Source organism: Pseudomonas sp. AC247 (genome assembly GCF_979258015.1).
This window is the reverse complement of the sequence record NZ_OZ409829.1, coordinates 3,271,526-3,288,020: the sequence shown is the minus strand read 5'-3', so window position 1 is coordinate 3,288,020 and position 16,495 is coordinate 3,271,526. Positions and strand designations below refer to the sequence as shown.

Sequence of the window (16,495 nt, the reverse complement as noted above, 5' to 3'; positions counted from 1 at the left end):
ATCCCTTGTAGGAGTGAGCCTGCTCGCGATGGCGTCAAAACATTCAGCGCAGATTTTGAACAGACAAAAAAAGACCCGGTGCAACGCAAGCTGCACCGGGTTTTTTGTTGCCGGCAACCAGCGGATGTCGTGGATCCGCCGCCCGCCGTTGAACTCTTGCTTACGCGCGCTCCAGCGCCAGCGCTACACCCTGGCCGCCGCCAATGCACAGGGTCGCCAGACCCTTTTTCGCATCGCGCTTGATCATTTCATGCAACAGCGTCACCAGCACACGGCAGCCCGATGCACCGATCGGGTGGCCCAGCGCGATGGCGCCGCCGTTGACGTTGACCTTGCTCAGATCCCATTGCAGATCCTTGGCCACCGCCAGCGATTGTGCAGCGAAGGCTTCGTTGGCCTCGATCAGGTCGAGCTGCTCGATGTTCCAGCCAGCCTTGTCCAGGCAGCGGCGGGTTGCCGACACCGGGCCGATGCCCATGATTGCCGGGTCAACGCCCGCGTTGGCATAAGCAGCGATTTTCGCCAGCACTGGCAAACCCAAGGCTTTGGCTTTTTCTGCGCTCATCAGGATGACTGCGGCGGCGCCGTCATTCAGCGACGAAGCATTACCAGCGGTGACGCTGCCGTCCTTCTTGAACGCTGCACGCAGTTTCCCCAGCGATTCAGCGGTGGTGTCGCCGCGTGGCTGCTCGTCGACCTTGAATGCAACAGGATCGCCTTTGCGCTGCGGGATCAGGATCGGGGTGATTTCATCGACAAAGCGGCCGGCCTCGATGGCCGCGGCGGCTTTCTGTTGCGACGCAGCAGCGAAGGCGTCCTGTTGCTCACGGCTGATATCGTATTTGTCGACCAGATTTTCCGCGGTGATGCCCATGTGGTAATCGTTGAACGCATCCCACAGACCATCGCTGATCATGGTGTCGACGATTTGCGCGTGGCCCATGCGCAGACCGGTGCGTGCGCCCGGCATCACATAGTTGGCCAAGCTCATATTTTCCTGGCCGCCGGCGATGATCACATCAGCGTCGCCGCAACGGATTGCTTGCGCACCCAGGTGCAGCGCCTTGAGGCCAGAGCCACAGACTTTGTTCAGGGTCAGCGCCGGTACCGCATGCGGCAGGCCAGCCTTGATCGCCGACTGACGCGCTGGGTTTTGACCTGCGCCGGCGGTCAACACCTGGCCCATGATCACTTCATCAACCTGCGCACCGTCCAGACCGGTTTGTTCGAGCAACTGGCGGATCACCGCCGCGCCCAGATCCACCGCCGAAACGCTGGCCAGGGCACCTTGGAAACTGCCGATCGCGGTACGCGTGGCGGCAACAATGACGACGTCTTGCATTTTCGAATTCCTCACTCGGCAGCGAACTGCATTTCCGGTACGTGATCCGGGACGATCAGTTTACCAGCGGTTTTGGCGACGATTTCCTCGACGCTGACGCCAGGTGCGCGTTCCTTGAGGACAAAAGCGCCATTTTCGATTTCCAGGTAGGCGAGGTCGGTCAGCACACGCTTGATGCAACCGGCGCCAGTCAGCGGCAGGCTGCATTTGGACAGCAGCTTGGACTCACCATCTTTCGATGCGTGGGTCATGATCACGATGATGTTGTCGGCGCCCGCCACCAGATCCATCGCGCCGCCCATGCCCTTGACCAGTTTGCCGGGGATCATCCACGAAGCGATGTTGCCCTCGACGTCGACTTCGAACGCGCCGAGCACGGTCAGGTCGACGTGGCCACCGCGGATCATCGCGAAGGATTCGGCGGAGTTGAAAATCGACGCGCCGATGCGTGCGGTCACGGTCTGTTTGCCGGCGTTGATCATGTCGGCGTCGATGGTTTCTTCAGTCGGGAACGGGCCCATGCCGAGCAGGCCGTTTTCCGATTGCAGCATGACTTCCATGCCTTCAGGAATGTAGTTGGCGACCAGGGTCGGAATGCCGATGCCGAGGTTCACGTAGAAGCCGTCCTGCATTTCGCGGGCGACGCGCTGAGCCATTTGTTCGCGGGAAAGTGCCATGTTGTTATTCTCCGTCAGCCTGAATTATTTGCGGATGGTGCGCTGTTCGATGCGTTTTTCGAACGTGCCGCAAATGACCCGATCGACGTAGATGCCCGGGGTGTGAATCTGCGTCGGATCCAGCTCGCCGGGTTCGACGATTTCTTCGACTTCGACCACGGTGATCTTGCCGGCAGTGGCGGCCAGCGGGTTGAAGTTCTGCGCGGTGTGACGGTAGACGACGTTACCGAAATGGTCGGCTTTCCAGCCTTTGACGATGGCGAAGTCGCCGGTGATGGATTCTTCCATCAGGTACTTGCGACCCTTGAACTCTCGCACTTCCTTGCCATCGGCGACGGGAGTGCCGACGCCGGTGGCGGTGAAGAAGGCCGGAATGCCGGCGCCGCCCGCGCGCATTTTTTCAGCGAGGGTGCCTTGCGGGGTCAGGATGACTTCGATGTCGCCTTTGAGCAGTTGCTCTTCGAACAGCTTGTTTTCGCCAACATAGGAGGCGATCACTTTGCTGATCTGGCGATCGGTGAGCAGCACGCCAAGGCCAAAGCCGTCGACGCCGCAGTTGTTGGAGACGACGGTGAGGTCGCGGGTGCCTTTGCGCTTGATCTCGGCGATCAGGTTTTCCGGAATGCCGCACAGACCAAAGCCGCCGGCGATGACGGTCATGCCGTCTTCCAGCCCGGCCAGGGCTTCCTCGTAGGAACTCACGCGCTTGTCGAAACCTGCCATATGCACCTCTTTTATTATTTGCGGGCGGCTGGCTAGCCGAATGGTTGGAGTGTCGCGCTGGGGGATATATTTGTTAAGTTGATTTTTAAGGTTGATTGATTGATAAAGCTCAACAATCACCGAAATCGTCGAATACCTGTGGCTGATCGTTCCCACGCTCCGCGTGGTAACGCCTCCATGGACGCTCCGCGTCCAGTGACGCAGAGCGTCACGGGCTGCATTCCCACGCGGAGCGAGGGAACGATCATGCATCGAGAATTCTGAGGCTTGAGTATGACCATCAAACAGATCCGCGCTTTCCTCGCCGTCGCGCAAAGCCTGAGCTTCGCCGTGGCCTGCGAGCGCCTGCACCTGTCGCAATCGGCGCTCAGCCTGACCATCAAGGCGTTGGAAGAGGGCCTGGGCGGGCGCTTGTTCAGCCGTAACACGCGCAACGTCGCATTAACCCCGGAAGGCGAATCGCTGCTGCCACTGGCCCGCCGCCTGATCGCTGACTGGGACAACGCCGAAGATGAAATGCGCCAGCGCTTCAGCCTGCAACGCGGACGCGTGACGCTGGCGGCGATGCCGTCGTTTGCCGGCAATCTGCTGCCACCGATCCTCAAGACTTTTCGTGCGCGCTATCCGAACGTCAACGTTACGGTCAACGATGTGATCAACGAGCAGGTGCTGGAAATGGTCCGCGATCGCCAGGTTGAACTGGGCGTGGCCTTCGAGCCGATGCAGAACACCTCGATGACCTTTACGCCGCTGTACATGGATCGCTTCGTCGCAGTGGTGCCGAAGGATTCGCTTTTGGCCGCCCGCAACGAGATCGACTGGCAGACGTTGTTGCTGGAACCCTTTATCACCCTGCAACGACCCTCAACAGTGCGGGTGATGCTGGAGGAGCACTTGCAGGCGCGGGGCATGAAGTTGCCGGTAGAGTTCGAAAGCCACCAACTGGCAACGGTCGGGCGCATGGTCGCCAGTGGGTTGGGAGTGAGCGCAGTGCCGGCGTTGTGCGCCGAGCAGATGCAAGAACTCGGCGCGCATTGCCTGACACTGATTGATTCAGTCGAGCGGGCCATCGGCGTGCTGACCGAGCCGGGCAATGAACTGTCGGCGGCGGCGCAGGCACTGTTCGATATTCTTCAGCAGGAACACTACGCCTGAAACACATATCCCCGGTAGGAGCTGCCGAAGGCTGCGATCTTTTGATGTTGGTTTTAAAGATCAAAAGATCGCAGCCTTCGGCAGCTCCTACAGGGGGGTATTCAGGTGGTGGGCGAGCAGGGGCAGGAGCTGTTCGCAGGAGGCTTCGATTTTCAGGTCAAGCAAATCGTCTGCGCGGGTCTTGCCCAGATTGATCGCAATCAACGGTTTGCCGCGATCGGCAATCACCCGGCACAGGCGAAACGCCGAGTACGCCATCAACGATGAGCCAACCACCAGAAGGCCTGCCGCATTCTCTGCCGCAGCCATGGCCCGCGCCGCTGTCTGCGCCGCCACATTTTCGCCAAAAAACACCACATCCGGTTTCAGCCGCTCACCCGCGCAGCGCGGGCAGCGCGGGGTCTGAAAGCGTGCTTCGAAGGCCGGATCGAGCAAGGTATCGCCGTCCGGCGCCTGCACCGCATCGACGCCGGCCAGGTACGGGTTCTGCGCCTCCATCAACTGCTGGATCGCATCGCGCTCGCTGCGCTGGGCGCAATCCAGGCACAGCACCCAGTGCAGGCTGCCGTGCAATTCAATCACGTCATGGCTGCCGGCCTGATCGTGCAGGGTATCGACGTTCTGCGTGATCAGGCCGCTGATCTGGCCTTGGCGCTGCATCGTGGCCAATGCCTCGTGGGCGACGTTCGGCTGGGCCTGGCGCACGCGCGGCCAGCCGAGCATGGCCCGCGCCCAATAGCGGCGGCGTGATTCGGGGGCGGCGAGGAATTCCTGATACATCATGGGTTGCCGGCCCCGGCGTACGCCCTCGCTGTCGCGATAATCCGGAATGCCGGAGGGCGTGCTGATGCCGGCCCCGGTCAGTACCAGGAAGTCGCCGTCGGCCATCGCCTGTTGCAGCGTGTCGAGGTGTTCTTGGGTCGGGCTGTCGAACATGCTCAGCACTCCGAAGTGGACAGTGCCAGCAGGTTAGCACCAACCTCTGTGGTGGGGCGGATTGTGGCGAGGGAGCTTGCTCCTGCGGGATCGCCAAGCGACCCCGGGATCGGTTAATGATGTGTGTCAGGCACGGCGAGTTACGGGTTTTGCGACGACTTTGTCGCCGATCGGGGATAAATCCCCTCGCCACAAGGGTTGTCGTCACGCCTTTATTTACGCGCCTCGAGGATCAGGTTGAAGGGTGTTTGGGTGGCCCGGCGGAAGTGTTTGAATCCGGCTTCAGTGAAAACTTTGCGCAGGCGCATTTCCCCAGCCTGCGCGCCGAGTCCGAGGCCGACTTCCTGGGACAGCGAGTTTGGCGTGCAGATAAACGTTGACGCCGCATAGAACAATCGGCCGACCGGATTGATGTTGTCGTCCAGCGTGTCGTTGGCGAAAGGCTCGACCAGCAGCACCGTGCCGTCGTCTTTCAGCGAATCGTAGGCATGCCGCGCAGCACCGACCGGGTCGCCCATGTCGTGCAGGCAGTCGAAGTAGCAGATCAGGTCATAGTCATCGCCCGGATAGCTTTTGGCTGTGCCCTGGAAAAATTTCGCCCGACTGCTGACGCCGCCTTCTTCCGCACGTTGGCTCGCCACGGTGATCGACGGCGCGTGGTAGTCGAAACCGACGAAACGCGAGTTGGGAAACGCCTGGGCCATGATCACCGTCGAGGCGCCATGACCGCAGCCGACGTCGGCAACTTTGGCGCCGTCTTCAAGTTTGGCGACAACGCCGTCCAGCGCCGGCAACCATTCGGCGATCAGGTGGCCTTTATAGCCGGGGCGAAAGAACCGTTCGGTGCCGGTGAACATGCACGGATGGTGATCGCCCCAGGGCAGGGCGCCGTTGCCGCGCATGGCTTTGACCAGTTTGTCCTTGTCATGGAAAAACGACGCCACCACGCCGAGCCCGCCGGCGACATACACCGGCGAATCCTCCACAGCCAGCGCCAGCGCCTGTTCTTCCGGCAGGCGAAACTGGCCGTCGTGGTGTTCCATGTAGCCGGACGCCGCATGGGCGCTGAGCCATTCACGCACCAGGCGTGGGTTGCAGGTGGTTTTTGCAGCGAGGGCTTCGGGGCTGATCGGTTGGCTGTCGGCCATCGCCCGGTAGAGCCCGAGTTCTTCGCCGACGATGACATTGGCCAGCATCGCCGCGCCGCCCATGTCATTGACCAGTTTGCCCATGAAGTCGTTGAGTCGGGCCTCGTCCATTGTGTGTGCTCCTGAAACAGGATCACAGTCCGGCGGCGTTGAGGGTCGAGGCATGCGCCACCGGGCGGTGGTCGGGGATACGGGCAGGACGTACGCTGCGCCCTGCGGCCCCCTCGACTGGGTCATGAATGAGTCTAGCCCGACTGCGCCCCGTCACAACCCTCCTTGTAGGCGCTGCGGCACGCTGCGATCTTTTGATCTTCAAAACAAGATCAAAAGATCGCAGCGTGCCGCAGGTCCTACAGGGGAATGTGTCGGGTTCAGAGGTTGCGTACCATCAGCCACTGTTCGTTGTCCCAGGCGCGAAACCGCTCCAGAACCTGCCAGCCACGCTTGGCGTAATAATCCTGCTTGTTCTGAGTGTGCAGGTACAGATGCGCGATCCCGCGATCTTTCGCCTCCCGACAAATCCCTTCAATCAGTTGCTCCGCCAGACCCTGACCGCGCGCTTCGGGGTCGACGAACACGCAGGCCAGCCACGGCCCCAGATCGGGCCGATGCGCCAAGTCATCGCGGGCCAGCGCGGCACCTCCGACCAACTGTTCACCGTCCATGGCAATCAGGCACGACCAATCGCCGTTGCTTTGCCCTTCGGCAAATTCGCGCTGCCATTCGGCTAACGGTTGGTGGGCGTATTCGTAGTGAAATTGTCGGTGAATCCATTCGGCATAGTGGTCGCTGTGGTGCAAGTGATGAGCCAGCCAATCGAGGTGCAGTGACATCAGGTGAGTCCGTTGCAGAGGCGAGCGTGCATCAGAAACCAATCCGTCGGCACTGGCAATCCCGCAGGTGTTGCAGCGCCTTTACAAATTCTCGCCACTCATCGGCAAAGCCGCGGTTTTACAGGGTGCCGGACGATTGACAGGGACGCCGGCACGACTCGGCGCGATAGTGGCCGAGCAGGCTCATCAACAGCCCTGTGACCCAAAACAAGAACGCAGCGGAGCTCGACTTCATGAGTACCCCGATTGAACTGACTGCCTTAAAGGAACGCCAGAAAGTCGCCTGGGCCAGTGGTGACTACGCCGTGATCGGCACCACCTTGCAAATCGTCGGCGAAAACCTCGCCGAAGCCTGTGACCTGCGTTGCGATGAGCAAGTGCTGGACGTCGCCGCCGGCAACGGCAATGCGACGCTGGCGGCGGCGCGGCGCGGGTGTCTGGTCACATCGACCGATTACGTCGCGGCGCTGTTGGAACGCGGACAGGACCGAGCGCGGGCCGAGCATCTGGACGTGACGTTTCAAGTCGCCGACGCCGAGGCGCTGCCGTTCGCAGATGACAGTTACGACGCGGTGCTCTCGACCTTCGGCGTGATGTTCGCCCCGGATCAGGACAAGGCTGCCGTCGAATTGGGCAGGGTCTGTCGCCGTGGCGGGCGGATTGGCCTGGCAAACTGGACGCCGGAAGGCTTCGTCGGGCAGATGTTCAAAATCCTCGGCCGCCATCTGCCGCCCCCGGCAGGTGCGCAACCACCGTCGAACTGGGGCTCGGACGCGTGGCTGCACAAGCACTTCGATGATCGCGATTTTCTGGTGCGGGTCAGCCGGCGGGAATTCAACTTCCGTTATCGCTCGGCGGCGCACTTCATCGACATCTTCCGGCATTGGTACGGGCCGGTGCACAAAGCGTTCGCAGCGTTGCCGCCGGAGAGTGGTCAGGCGCTGGAAAGTGATCTGGCGGAGTTGCTCAATCGCTCGAACCGGGCGGGGGAGGGTTCGCTGGTGGTGCCGAGCGAATACCTGGAAGTGGTCATCAACAAACGCTAGAGACCATTGTAAGAGTGAGCCTGCTCGCGATAGCGGTGTGTCAGTCGAAAATGAGTTGACTGACACACCGCTATCGCGAGCAGGCTCACTCCTACAGGGGTTTGTGTTGGTGCTGGGGGCTTATTTCAGATGCGGCCGATCAAACCACTCCAGTGCCGTGCGCCAGATGCAGATGCCCAGAAAGTACGCCGACATCAATAACCACAAGCCCATCACCAGCGGGTTGATCACCGGGTGATTGAGCACCAGCGACAAGCTGCACAGCAGCCAGATCGCCGTCACCGCAATATTGATCGGCATGAACCGGCGCACGCGGAACGGGTGCAGGAACTTCATCTGCGTGACCGTCAACAGCGCCAGGCCGATCACCGTCAGGAAGGTAATCCATGGTCCCGGGCCGATGATGTACAGGCACAGCGCAACCACATTCCACGCGGCCGGAAAGCCGACAAAGTAATTGTCCTTGCTCTTCATATTGACGTTGCAGAAACAGAACAGCGACGACACCAGAATCAGCGACACCGTCAGCAGCAGGGTGTAGTCAGGCAACGGAATATAGCGATAGATAAACAGCGCGGGAATGAACACATAGGTCAGGTAATCGATCACCAGATCGAGGATCGAACCGTCGAAGCTCGGCAGCACCGATTGCACATTGACCTTGCGCGCCAGCGCACCATCGAGGCCGTCGACGATCAGCGCCACGCCCAGCCACATCAGGCAGTGGGTCGGTTGGTTTTCCAGCAGGGCGAGGGTGGCCAGGAAAGCTGTGACCACGCCAGTCGCGGTAAAACCATGGGCGCCCCATGCTTTGAGCCTGGCGATGTGTACGGTCGATATCACGGGGGCGTTCTCCAGAAAGTGAAGCAAGCCGGTTATCACCCTTGGGCAAAGGGCGCCGGCAAACCGGGTCGGGGTTGCAGCTATCGACCGGTCTGGCCGGGATAAGGTTCACCACCCTTGAATCTTAGCTGGCGGCTGGAAAAAATCCCGGGGCAAACCGCCCAGGCCTTGAGTGTCGGCCAAACGGTGCTGGCGCTATGGCCGCAGAGGTCTAGAGTTGCCTGACGCAGTCACTGCCAATGCCTGAGGATGACGTCATGAACACCAGCGATTTGCTCGAACAACTGCTGCGAGGCCAGGCCTCGGCTGGACAACAAGGTAGCGCCTCGGCCGGCGGAGGGCTGGGCGGGCTCGGCGGTTTGCTCGGTGGCCTGCTCGGCGGCGGTTCCGGTGCTGCCAGTGGCGCGGGCTCTGCTGGTGGGCTTGGCGGCCTGGGTGGTTTGCTCGGTGGGTTGCTTGGCGGCGGGGCCGGCGGTGGCCTGGGCGGCGCATTGGGTGGGGCGTTGGGCGGTGGTGGCGGTGGGGTCGGTACGCAAAGCCGTTCCGGCGGCACTAATTACGCGGCACTCGCATCGCTGGGAATGATGGCTTATCAGGCGTATCAAGCCTGGCAACGCAGCCAGGCCAGCGCGGCGCCGCAACAGATCCCGCAAACCGCCAATCTGCTTGCAGGCCCCGAGGTGGAAGAACACAGCCATGCGGTGCTGCGCGCGCTGATCGCGGCAGCCAAGGCTGACGGTGAGATCGATGACCGGGAACAGCAGATGATCAACGTTGAAATCAGCAAACACACCGACGATCCACAATTGCAGCAGTGGTTTGAAACCGAAGTCGCCAAACCGCTGGATGCGAACGAAGTCGCCCGAGCAGCCAACGACGACCCTGCAGTGGCCGCCGAGATGTATCTGGTCAGCGTGATTCTGGTGAACGATCAGCAGGACGCCGAACGCAGTTATCTCGATGAACTGGCGGCGGCGTTGCAGATTGATCCGGATTTGCAAGTGCATCTGGAGCAGCAGGCCAAAGGTCAGGCCTGAAGCAACGTCAAAAGATCGCAGCCTTCGGCAGCTCCTACAGGTGATTCCATGTAGGAGCTGCCGAAGGCTGCGATCTTTTGATCTTCAAAGCCAGACCGCATCCCACAACGGATAATCTCCCAAGCGCCGAACCAGCCCCGCGCGCAGAGGGTTCATCACAATGTACCGCGCTGTCGCCTGAAGATTCACATCGCGCCGTAAAGCCCGATCGTGATACCCGCGCTGCCATAACCGCCCATTGCTGCTGCGGCAGAGATTGATCGAACGACAACTGCGTGATTTGACCCGACACATCAGCTCTGCCAAAGAACCTCGCTTCAGCTCAACCAACCAATGCAAGTGATCGGGCATCAACACAAAGGCCAGCGACCGAACCATTCCTGATTCTTCTGCCAAGCGCAATTGCTCAACTAACAACCGCCCCAATCTCCAATCAGCGAAAACCGCCACCCGCTGGTCTACGACAACCGTTAACAAATAAACCTGACCCACCTCCGAATACCGCCCCTTCCTCAAACCACATCCTTTTGCCGCAACAGGCATTCCCTTGCCCTCCAAAAATGATCGTCCCTAAACCCTAGCCATCCCTGGCCCCTGCGCGAATCCAACCCATTGCACGATGTAACCCATTGCACAACCCAACCCCATTGCAGCTCATTGCACGATCTAACCAAATTGCACGATCTGACCCATGTAGGAGCTGCCGAAGGCTGCGATCTTTTGACGTTGTTTTTTAAGATCAAAAGATCGCAGCCTTCGGCAGCTCCTACAGTGAGTTTCAGCAGTTTCAGCAGTTTCAGCAGTTCCGCCAGTTTCCGGGGCTGCGAAAGCGCCGTAAGTCGCCGTCCGTCCGGGCAAATTTCACGTCGATTGAATTTTTCACAGGCGCACACCCTCTGCTGCTGTAGAGGCGTGTGAAACAGCGCCCTGCCAAAACCGACCGAGAACATTGCCATGACTGTCCTGACACGCCTGCACTCCGCGCCGGCCCAGCCGCAAGCGATCAATCCTGCCGGGAACCTTCGGCAAATATATGAAGCCTTGCTGCGCGAGGATGATCCTCAGGCCCTCGCGCAAGCGTTCTTGCAGGAACAACTGCAAGACGCTGCGCAACTGACCAATCCGCTGCCGGCTGACCCGACGATGTGGCACGCGTGGGTCGCCGACCATTGCACCGACGTCGGGCGCCAATACGCCGACTACCTGCAACGTCGCAAGGCTGGCGGGCCGCGCCAGTTTTTCGCCTGCAAGGCGCAAGCGCTGTACTTTCTGCAAGCCGTGGCGCCAACCAAACTGGTTGACGGCGCTTGGCTCGCCGGCCTGCTTCCGCAATGGCAGGATCCACGTTTCAGCGATTTACTGACCACCTATCTTGAAGAACTCGGCGACGGCAACCCCGCGCAAAACCATGTGGTGATCTACCGCAAACTCCTTGCCGAACATGACTTGCAAGACAGCAGCGCAACGGCTGATGAACACTATCTGCAAGGCGCTTTGCAACTGGCCCTCGGCATCGCCGGTGTCGATTACTTGCCTGAGGTGATCGGCTACAACCTTGGCTACGAGCAACTGCCGTTGCACCTGTTGATCAGCAGTTACGAACTCAGTGAACTGGGGATCGATCCGTACTACTTCACCCTGCACGTGACCATCGACAATGCCAGCACCGGCCATGCGCAAAAAGCCGTGCAGGCGGTTCTCGACCTGATGCCGCTGGAGGCCGATCGCGCGGAGTTTCTGCGCCGGGTATCGCTGGGGTATCGGCTCAATGATCTGGGGCAGGGCAGTCGCGCGATCATCGAAGGTTTCGACCTGGAGCAAGCGTTGCTGGCGATGCTTGAGCGCAAGCGCCCATTCGGCCAGCACATGCATTCCGATTACTGCCGCTTCGAAGGGCAGACCGTCAATCAATGGCTGTCAGCACCTGAGCAATTGCCCGGGTTCCTTGAGGCCTTGCAGAACAAAGGCTGGATCAAACGCCATGAAGACCCGCAGGCAAGTCGCTTCTGGCAACTGATCGCCGGCGATGGCGCGGCGATGTTCGGCGTGTTCAATGCTTATGAAAAGCAACTCGTGCACGACTGGATTGCCGGTGACTGGACGTCGTCGGAAAAACCGCGAGCGCCGCGGCGGCACAGTCAGATGGCGGCAGCCATCGAGGTCCCTGAACAGGATCCGGATGTGCAGCAACTCATGGCGGCGCTGCAAGGTCAGGACGCCCTCACGCAAATCGCGACACTCTTGCCCTGGCTCGCGCCAGCGCGGCATGCGCACCCGGCCGGGTTGCTCGCCACTCGGCGCTTTATCGAACTCAAATCCCGCCTGCCTTAAGGAAGCCGCCAATGACTCAGGAAGAACAACTCGACAGCAACGACTTGGCGTTGCTGCAACTCGGTCGGCGTCTGCAGGCCGACGGTTATCGCTTCATCACCCCGACGCCGCTGACGCATCAGCGCGTCAATCAGCGCGACGAAGGTCAAGCGGCCGATTGCCTGCGCGATGTGTTCGGCTGGTCGCGTCCGTTCCAACCGGGATTGTTGTCTGCCGATGAGCAACGGCAACTGCAAGACGCGCAGATCATCGATGCATACGACGGCCATTTGAAAAGCCGGGTGCGTTGGTCGAGTCTCGACGATTTGCTGTTCGTGCATTCATCGTTTCCCACTGACGCGGCGGATGCAGTGTTCTTCGGTCCCGACACCTATCGTTTCGCCCAAGTGATTCACGCTCATCTGCAGCAGAATTTTGCGCCGATCCATCGCGCCGTGGACATTGGCTGTGGTGCTGGCGTCGGCGCCATCGTGATCGGTCGTGCTCGCCGAGAAGCGCAAGTGCTGGCGCTGGACATCAACCCTGCTGCGCTGCGCCTGACTACGATCAACGCCGCGCTGGCCGAAGTGGCCAACGTCGAGGCACGCGCCAGCGATCTGCTGCAAGGTGTCGATGGCGAGTTCGATCTGATCGTCGCCAACCCACCGTACATGGCCGATCCGGCGGGGCGCGCGTATCGCCATGGCGGCGGCACGCTGGGGGCCGGGTTGTCGTTGCGGATTGTCGAGCAGGCACTGAATCGGCTGGCACCCGGTGGCTCGCTGTTGCTCTACACCGGTGTGGCGATGGTCGACGGTCGGGATCCGTTTCTCGACACGGTATTGCCACGCCTGGACGAAAAGCGCTTCGGCTGGACGTATCGTGAACTCGACCCCGATGTCTTCGGCGAGGAATTGCTCAACCCCGGTTACCAACGGGTTGACCGGATCGCCGTGGTGGCGCTGACCGTGACCCGATTGGGTTGACACAAGGCAGGTGTGTGATGAACAGGAACCTCGACGACTACAACCGCATGCGCGATTTTTCGGCGACGTCGGAACCGGCCGCGACCAAGCGCCGGGGGGGTAAAACCGCCACGGATCACGCCCTGCAGTTCTGCATCCAGAAGCACGACGCTTCGCACCTGCATTACGACTTTCGCCTGGAACTCGATGGCGCATTGAAGAGCTGGGCGGTGCCGAAGGGGCCGTCGCTCGACCCCAAGGTCAAGCGTCTGGCGGTGCATGTCGAGGATCATCCGCTGGATTACGCGACGTTTGAGGGCAACATTCCAGAAGGGCATTACGGTGCCGGCGACGTGATCGTCTGGGATCGCGGCGTGTGGATTCCGCTGGAGGACCCGCAAAAGGCCTACGCCAAGGGCAAACTCAAGTTCGAACTGCAAGGCGAAAAACTCGGTGGCATCTGGAATCTGGTGCGCACGCACAGGCCGGGGAAAAAGGAGCAGTGGTTTCTGATCAAGCATCAGGACAACGCCGCGCGCCCGCAGGATGATTACGACGTGCTGGTCGCCGAGCCCGACAGTGTGCTCAGCGAACGCACGATCGTCGGCAAACCCAAACTCGCTGCCGAGCAAAGCAAACCGGTCAAGAAACCCGCCGCCAAAGCGCGCAAAAAAGCCACCGGCACGCTGACCGGGGCGCACAAAGCCAAACTGCCCGCGCAGCTCAAGCCCGAGCTGGCGACGCTGGTCGACAGTGCGCCGGAAGGCCAGTGGAGCTACGAAATAAAATTCGACGGCTACCGGATCATGGCGCGGATCGATCATGACCAGGTGCAACTGTTCACCCGCAACGGCCACGACTGGACGCACAAATTGCCGCAACAGGCCGAAGCCCTGGCTGCGCTGGGGCTGGAATCGGCCTGGCTGGACGGCGAAATGGTCGTCGCCAACGAACACGGCGTGCCGGATTTTCAGGCACTGCAGAATGCCTTCGAAGTCGGGCGCAGCGCTAACATCCTCTACTACTTGTTTGATTTGCCATACCTCAACGGCGTGGATTTGCGCGAAGTGCCGGTCGAGGAGCGGCGAGCTGCGCTGTCGACGATCCTCGGCGCACAGAAAAATCCACTGTTGCGCTATTCCGAAGCGTTTGACGAAACCCCGGACGCCTTGCTCAACAGCGCCTGCCAGATGCAGATGGAAGGGCTGATCGGCAAGCGTCTCGGCTCGCCCTACGTGTCCCGGCGCAGCAGCGACTGGATCAAGCTCAAATGCAAACATCGGCAGGAATTCGTCGTGGTCGGCTACACCGAACCGAAAGGCTCGCGCAGTGCCTTCGGCGCATTGTTGCTCGGCCTGCATGATCGCGACAGCGGCGAATTGCGCTACGCCGGCAAGGTCGGCACCGGGTTCAACGAAGCGACGCTGAAAAGCATTCTTGCGCAACTGAAACCGCTGCAGACAAAGAGCGCGGCCGTGGTCAATCCACCCACGGGATTCGAAGCCAAAGGCGTGCACTGGCTGAAACCGAAACTCTTGGCCGAAGTGGCTTTTGCCGAAATGACCAAGGACGGCTCGGTGCGCCATGCTGTGTTTCATGGTCTGCGCAATGACAAACCGGCCAAGGATATCACCGAGGAGCGAGCGAAGCCCGTGAAGACTTCCGAGAGCAAAACCGCTGCGAAGAACCCGGCGAAAAAAGCGCCTGCGGAAAAAGCTGACACGGCGCCATCGCAACTCGGTCTGGCCAGCGGCAAAGTGCGCATCACCCACCCGGATCGGGTGATCGATGCTGTCAGCGGCACCACCAAGATGCAACTGGCCGAGTATTACGCCAGCGTTGCGCAGTGGATCCTGCCGCAGCTCAAGGATCGCCCGGTCGCCCTGGTGCGTGCGCCGGATGGCATTGCCGGCGAGCTGTTCTTTCAGAAGAACGCCGAGCGCCTGGCGATCCCCGGCATCACCACGCTGGACAAAGACGTCACCGGACAACCGGTGATGCTCATCAACAATGCCGAAGCGCTGATCGGCGCGGTGCAGATGAGCACAGTCGAACTGCACACCTGGAACGCGACCACCACTGACCTGGACAAGCCTGACCGCTTCGTCCTCGACCTTGACCCGGATCCGGCGTTGCCCTGGAAAAGCATGGTCGAAGCGACGGCCCTGACCTTGACGGTGCTCGATGAACTGGGGCTCAAGGCCTTTCTGAAAACCAGCGGCGGCAAGGGCATTCACCTGATGGTGCCGCTGACGCGCAAGCTGGGCTGGGATGAGGTGAAAGACTTCAGCCACGCGATTGTCAGTCACATGGCCAAGCTATTGCCGGACCGCTTTTCGGCGGTGTCGGGGCCGAAGAATCGCGTCGGAAGGATCTTCATCGATTACCTGCGCAACGGCCTCGGCGCCACCACCATTTGCGCCTACGCAGCGCGCACTCGCGAAGGTCTGCCAGTGTCGGTGCCGTTGTTTCGCGAAGAGGTTGCCGAGATCAAGGGCGGAAATCAGTGGAACATCCACAACGTCCACGAACGCTTGGCCGAAGTGGGCGACGAACCGTGGGCGGATCTGAAGAAAACCCGCCAGAGCATCACCGCCGAGATGCGCAAACGGGTCGGCATGAAGAAGTGATCAGGTGTCGCGCAACAGGTCGTTGGCGTTGAGCAGTTCGAAGGCGATTTCGGGGTTGTTATTCAGGCCACGACGAATCGCGGTGGGGATGGCCTTGCGCGTCTTGCGGCAGAGCCCCGGTAACTCGTCGATCTCTATTTCGATACCGAGCATGGTGCGCACTTCGTGAAAGCCGGGCGCGACCTCGACGCGGATACCCAACTGCTCGAACATGCGCTTTTGCAGATGCTTCAGATCATCGAGATTCTTCAGTTTTTCCAAGCGCGCGAGCAGGACTTTTTCTTCCTCGCGGGTCAGACGCAAGATGCGCAGATCCGCGCCGGGTTGCTCCAGCAACGGATCGCGCCCGCAGATGCAGGCGCCGGGCGGGCAGGGTGAACGCAAGGGTACGGAAGTCGTCATGGCCTCCATCATAGAGGCCGTCGGACAGTTTTGCCTATGCGCCTTCAGCGGCCATCCATCGGCTGCCTGATCCGTGAGCGCTACTGATTCAAACCTTCGTAATGCACCAGAATCGCATTGGCGAGGTCTTCATCGCTGGCGTTCAGGCCAGGGTTGTCCTGGCGAACCTGTTGCAGCACGGATTCAAGATAAACCCCACGAATGGCCCCGCCACTGGCGACAAATGCAGACAAGTCGTCACGGGCCGGAATCACCATTTTGTGATCCTTGAAGGTCGAGTACAGCGACGCGGAGACACCGGCCGAGGTAGCGACATCTCCGGCATCGACTTTGGCCAGAGCGGAGCCAACGGGCAGGCATAGGAGTAAAGAAGAAACGAGCACTAACTTGCGCATGACGGTGTTCCTCCACAAGCGCGAAGCAAAAAGGGAAGGACTACATAATGTGA

At 60.5% G+C, this 16,495-nt stretch carries 16 protein-coding genes; 6 read left to right on the top strand and 10 right to left on the bottom strand.

All coding sequences use genetic code 11. The features are described from left to right. Positions 1 to 160: 160 nt before the first annotated feature. From ACZZ0B_RS14870 to ACZZ0B_RS14860, 3 genes are read right to left on the bottom strand one after another with little or no spacing between them, the layout of a single operon-like run. Positions 161 to 1,342: an acetyl-CoA C-acetyltransferase gene (locus ACZZ0B_RS14870; RefSeq protein WP_463545607.1), complete on the bottom strand. Its 1,182-nt coding sequence runs from the start codon at positions 1,340 to 1,342 to the stop codon at positions 161 to 163. Between the two features lie 11 nt (positions 1,343 to 1,353). Further along, the gene (locus ACZZ0B_RS14865) at positions 1,354 to 2,019 is read right to left on the bottom strand and encodes a CoA transferase subunit B (protein ID WP_008082425.1); all 666 of its coding nucleotides are present in this window, start codon (positions 2,017 to 2,019) and stop codon (positions 1,354 to 1,356) included. 24 nt (positions 2,020 to 2,043) lie between these two features. Beyond that, on the bottom strand, positions 2,044 to 2,742 hold the full coding sequence (locus ACZZ0B_RS14860; protein ID WP_440096235.1) for a CoA transferase subunit A: 699 nt from the start codon (positions 2,740 to 2,742) through the stop codon (positions 2,044 to 2,046). Positions 2,743 to 3,015: 273 nt separating this feature from the next. Here ACZZ0B_RS14860 and ACZZ0B_RS14855 point away from each other — a divergent pair, with 273 nt between their 5' ends. Continuing rightward, complete coding sequence (locus ACZZ0B_RS14855; RefSeq protein WP_440096234.1) at positions 3,016 to 3,897, top strand: LysR family transcriptional regulator; 882 nt, start codon at positions 3,016 to 3,018, stop codon at positions 3,895 to 3,897. 87 nt (positions 3,898 to 3,984) lie between these two features. Here the strand turns inward: ACZZ0B_RS14855 and ACZZ0B_RS14850 are convergent, their stop codons facing one another. From ACZZ0B_RS14850 to ACZZ0B_RS14840, 3 genes are all read right to left on the bottom strand, one after another. After that, a complete protein-coding gene (locus ACZZ0B_RS14850; protein WP_440096233.1) occupies positions 3,985 to 4,833 on the bottom strand; it encodes an NAD-dependent protein deacetylase in 849 nt (282 codons plus the stop codon). A 212-nt stretch (positions 4,834 to 5,045) separates the two neighbouring features. Then, complete coding sequence (locus ACZZ0B_RS14845; RefSeq protein ID WP_440096232.1) at positions 5,046 to 6,092, bottom strand: class I SAM-dependent methyltransferase; 1,047 nt, start codon at positions 6,090 to 6,092, stop codon at positions 5,046 to 5,048. Positions 6,093 to 6,352: 260 nt separating this feature from the next. After that, positions 6,353 to 6,814 (bottom strand): GNAT family N-acetyltransferase, encoded by a 462-nt coding sequence (locus ACZZ0B_RS14840; protein WP_463545606.1) that lies wholly within the window; start codon positions 6,812 to 6,814, stop codon positions 6,353 to 6,355. A 233-nt stretch (positions 6,815 to 7,047) separates the two neighbouring features. Between ACZZ0B_RS14840 and ACZZ0B_RS14835 the strand changes: the two genes are divergently transcribed. Further along, positions 7,048 to 7,860, top strand: a complete 813-nt coding sequence (locus ACZZ0B_RS14835; protein ID WP_463545605.1) for a class I SAM-dependent methyltransferase — start codon at positions 7,048 to 7,050, stop codon at positions 7,858 to 7,860. A gap of 120 nt (positions 7,861 to 7,980) precedes the next feature. Here ACZZ0B_RS14835 and pcsA read toward each other — a convergent pair whose 3' ends face one another. Beyond that, positions 7,981 to 8,703 (bottom strand): phosphatidylcholine synthase, encoded by a 723-nt coding sequence (gene pcsA, locus ACZZ0B_RS14830; protein WP_008082412.1) that lies wholly within the window; start codon positions 8,701 to 8,703, stop codon positions 7,981 to 7,983. Positions 8,704 to 8,960: 257 nt separating this feature from the next. On the opposite strand from pcsA, the gene ACZZ0B_RS14825 reads away from it, so the two are divergent. Beyond that, entirely contained in the window at positions 8,961 to 9,740 is a 780-nt protein-coding gene (locus tag ACZZ0B_RS14825; protein WP_463545604.1) for a tellurite resistance TerB family protein, read from the top strand. A gap of 84 nt (positions 9,741 to 9,824) precedes the next feature. Here the strand turns inward: ACZZ0B_RS14825 and ACZZ0B_RS14820 are convergent, their stop codons facing one another. Beyond that, on the bottom strand, positions 9,825 to 10,283 hold the full coding sequence (locus ACZZ0B_RS14820) for an REP-associated tyrosine transposase (RefSeq protein ID WP_463545603.1): 459 nt from the start codon (positions 10,281 to 10,283) through the stop codon (positions 9,825 to 9,827). A gap of 411 nt (positions 10,284 to 10,694) precedes the next feature. Here ACZZ0B_RS14820 and ACZZ0B_RS14815 point away from each other — a divergent pair, with 411 nt between their 5' ends. The 3 genes from ACZZ0B_RS14815 to ligD are packed head-to-tail and all read left to right on the top strand — an operon-like array spanning position 10,695 to position 15,645. Further along, positions 10,695 to 12,071, top strand: a complete 1,377-nt coding sequence (locus tag ACZZ0B_RS14815) for an iron-containing redox enzyme family protein (RefSeq protein WP_463545602.1) — start codon at positions 10,695 to 10,697, stop codon at positions 12,069 to 12,071. An 11-nt stretch (positions 12,072 to 12,082) separates the two neighbouring features. Then, positions 12,083 to 13,036: a methyltransferase gene (locus ACZZ0B_RS14810; RefSeq protein WP_463545601.1), complete on the top strand. Its 954-nt coding sequence runs from the start codon at positions 12,083 to 12,085 to the stop codon at positions 13,034 to 13,036. A gap of 17 nt (positions 13,037 to 13,053) precedes the next feature. Continuing rightward, entirely contained in the window at positions 13,054 to 15,645 is a 2,592-nt protein-coding gene (ligD, locus tag ACZZ0B_RS14805; protein WP_463545600.1) for a DNA ligase D, read from the top strand. On the opposite strand, the gene ACZZ0B_RS14800 is transcribed toward ligD, so the two are convergent. Together ACZZ0B_RS14800 and ACZZ0B_RS14795 are read right to left on the bottom strand one after the other, a co-directional pair. Beyond that, positions 15,646 to 16,047 (bottom strand): hypothetical protein, encoded by a 402-nt coding sequence (locus ACZZ0B_RS14800; RefSeq protein WP_177323315.1) that lies wholly within the window; start codon positions 16,045 to 16,047, stop codon positions 15,646 to 15,648. It lies immediately after the preceding gene. A gap of 80 nt (positions 16,048 to 16,127) precedes the next feature. Continuing rightward, positions 16,128 to 16,442: a DUF2388 domain-containing protein gene (locus ACZZ0B_RS14795; protein ID WP_008082402.1), complete on the bottom strand. Its 315-nt coding sequence runs from the start codon at positions 16,440 to 16,442 to the stop codon at positions 16,128 to 16,130. Between the last annotated feature and the right edge of the window lie 53 nt (positions 16,443 to 16,495).

Excerpts from the sequence above, each read along its gene's own strand:
- ACZZ0B_RS14825 (WP_463545604.1), top strand. The coding sequence starts at position 8,961 with ATGAACACCAGCGATTTGCTCGAACAACTGCTGCGAGGCCAGGCCTCG.
- ACZZ0B_RS14860 (WP_440096235.1), bottom strand. The coding sequence starts at position 2,742 with ATGGCAGGTTTCGACAAGCGCGTGAGTTCCTACGAGGAAGCCCTGGCC.
- ACZZ0B_RS14810 (WP_463545601.1), top strand. The coding sequence starts at position 12,083 with ATGACTCAGGAAGAACAACTCGACAGCAACGACTTGGCGTTGCTGCAA.
- ACZZ0B_RS14820 (WP_463545603.1), bottom strand. The coding sequence starts at position 10,283 with ATGCCTGTTGCGGCAAAAGGATGTGGTTTGAGGAAGGGGCGGTATTCG.
- ACZZ0B_RS14800 (WP_177323315.1), bottom strand. The coding sequence starts at position 16,047 with ATGACGACTTCCGTACCCTTGCGTTCACCCTGCCCGCCCGGCGCCTGC.
- ACZZ0B_RS14855 (WP_440096234.1), top strand. The coding sequence starts at position 3,016 with ATGACCATCAAACAGATCCGCGCTTTCCTCGCCGTCGCGCAAAGCCTG.
- ACZZ0B_RS14815 (WP_463545602.1), top strand. The coding sequence starts at position 10,695 with ATGACTGTCCTGACACGCCTGCACTCCGCGCCGGCCCAGCCGCAAGCG.
- ACZZ0B_RS14865 (WP_008082425.1), bottom strand. The coding sequence starts at position 2,019 with ATGGCACTTTCCCGCGAACAAATGGCTCAGCGCGTCGCCCGCGAAATG.
- ACZZ0B_RS14835 (WP_463545605.1), top strand. The coding sequence starts at position 7,048 with ATGAGTACCCCGATTGAACTGACTGCCTTAAAGGAACGCCAGAAAGTC.
- ACZZ0B_RS14795 (WP_008082402.1), bottom strand. The coding sequence starts at position 16,442 with ATGCGCAAGTTAGTGCTCGTTTCTTCTTTACTCCTATGCCTGCCCGTT.
- ACZZ0B_RS14870 (WP_463545607.1), bottom strand. The coding sequence starts at position 1,342 with ATGCAAGACGTCGTCATTGTTGCCGCCACGCGTACCGCGATCGGCAGT.
- ACZZ0B_RS14840 (WP_463545606.1), bottom strand. The coding sequence starts at position 6,814 with ATGTCACTGCACCTCGATTGGCTGGCTCATCACTTGCACCACAGCGAC.
- ACZZ0B_RS14845 (WP_440096232.1), bottom strand. The coding sequence starts at position 6,092 with ATGGACGAGGCCCGACTCAACGACTTCATGGGCAAACTGGTCAATGAC.
- ACZZ0B_RS14850 (WP_440096233.1), bottom strand. The coding sequence starts at position 4,833 with ATGTTCGACAGCCCGACCCAAGAACACCTCGACACGCTGCAACAGGCG.
- ligD (WP_463545600.1), top strand. The coding sequence starts at position 13,054 with ATGAACAGGAACCTCGACGACTACAACCGCATGCGCGATTTTTCGGCG.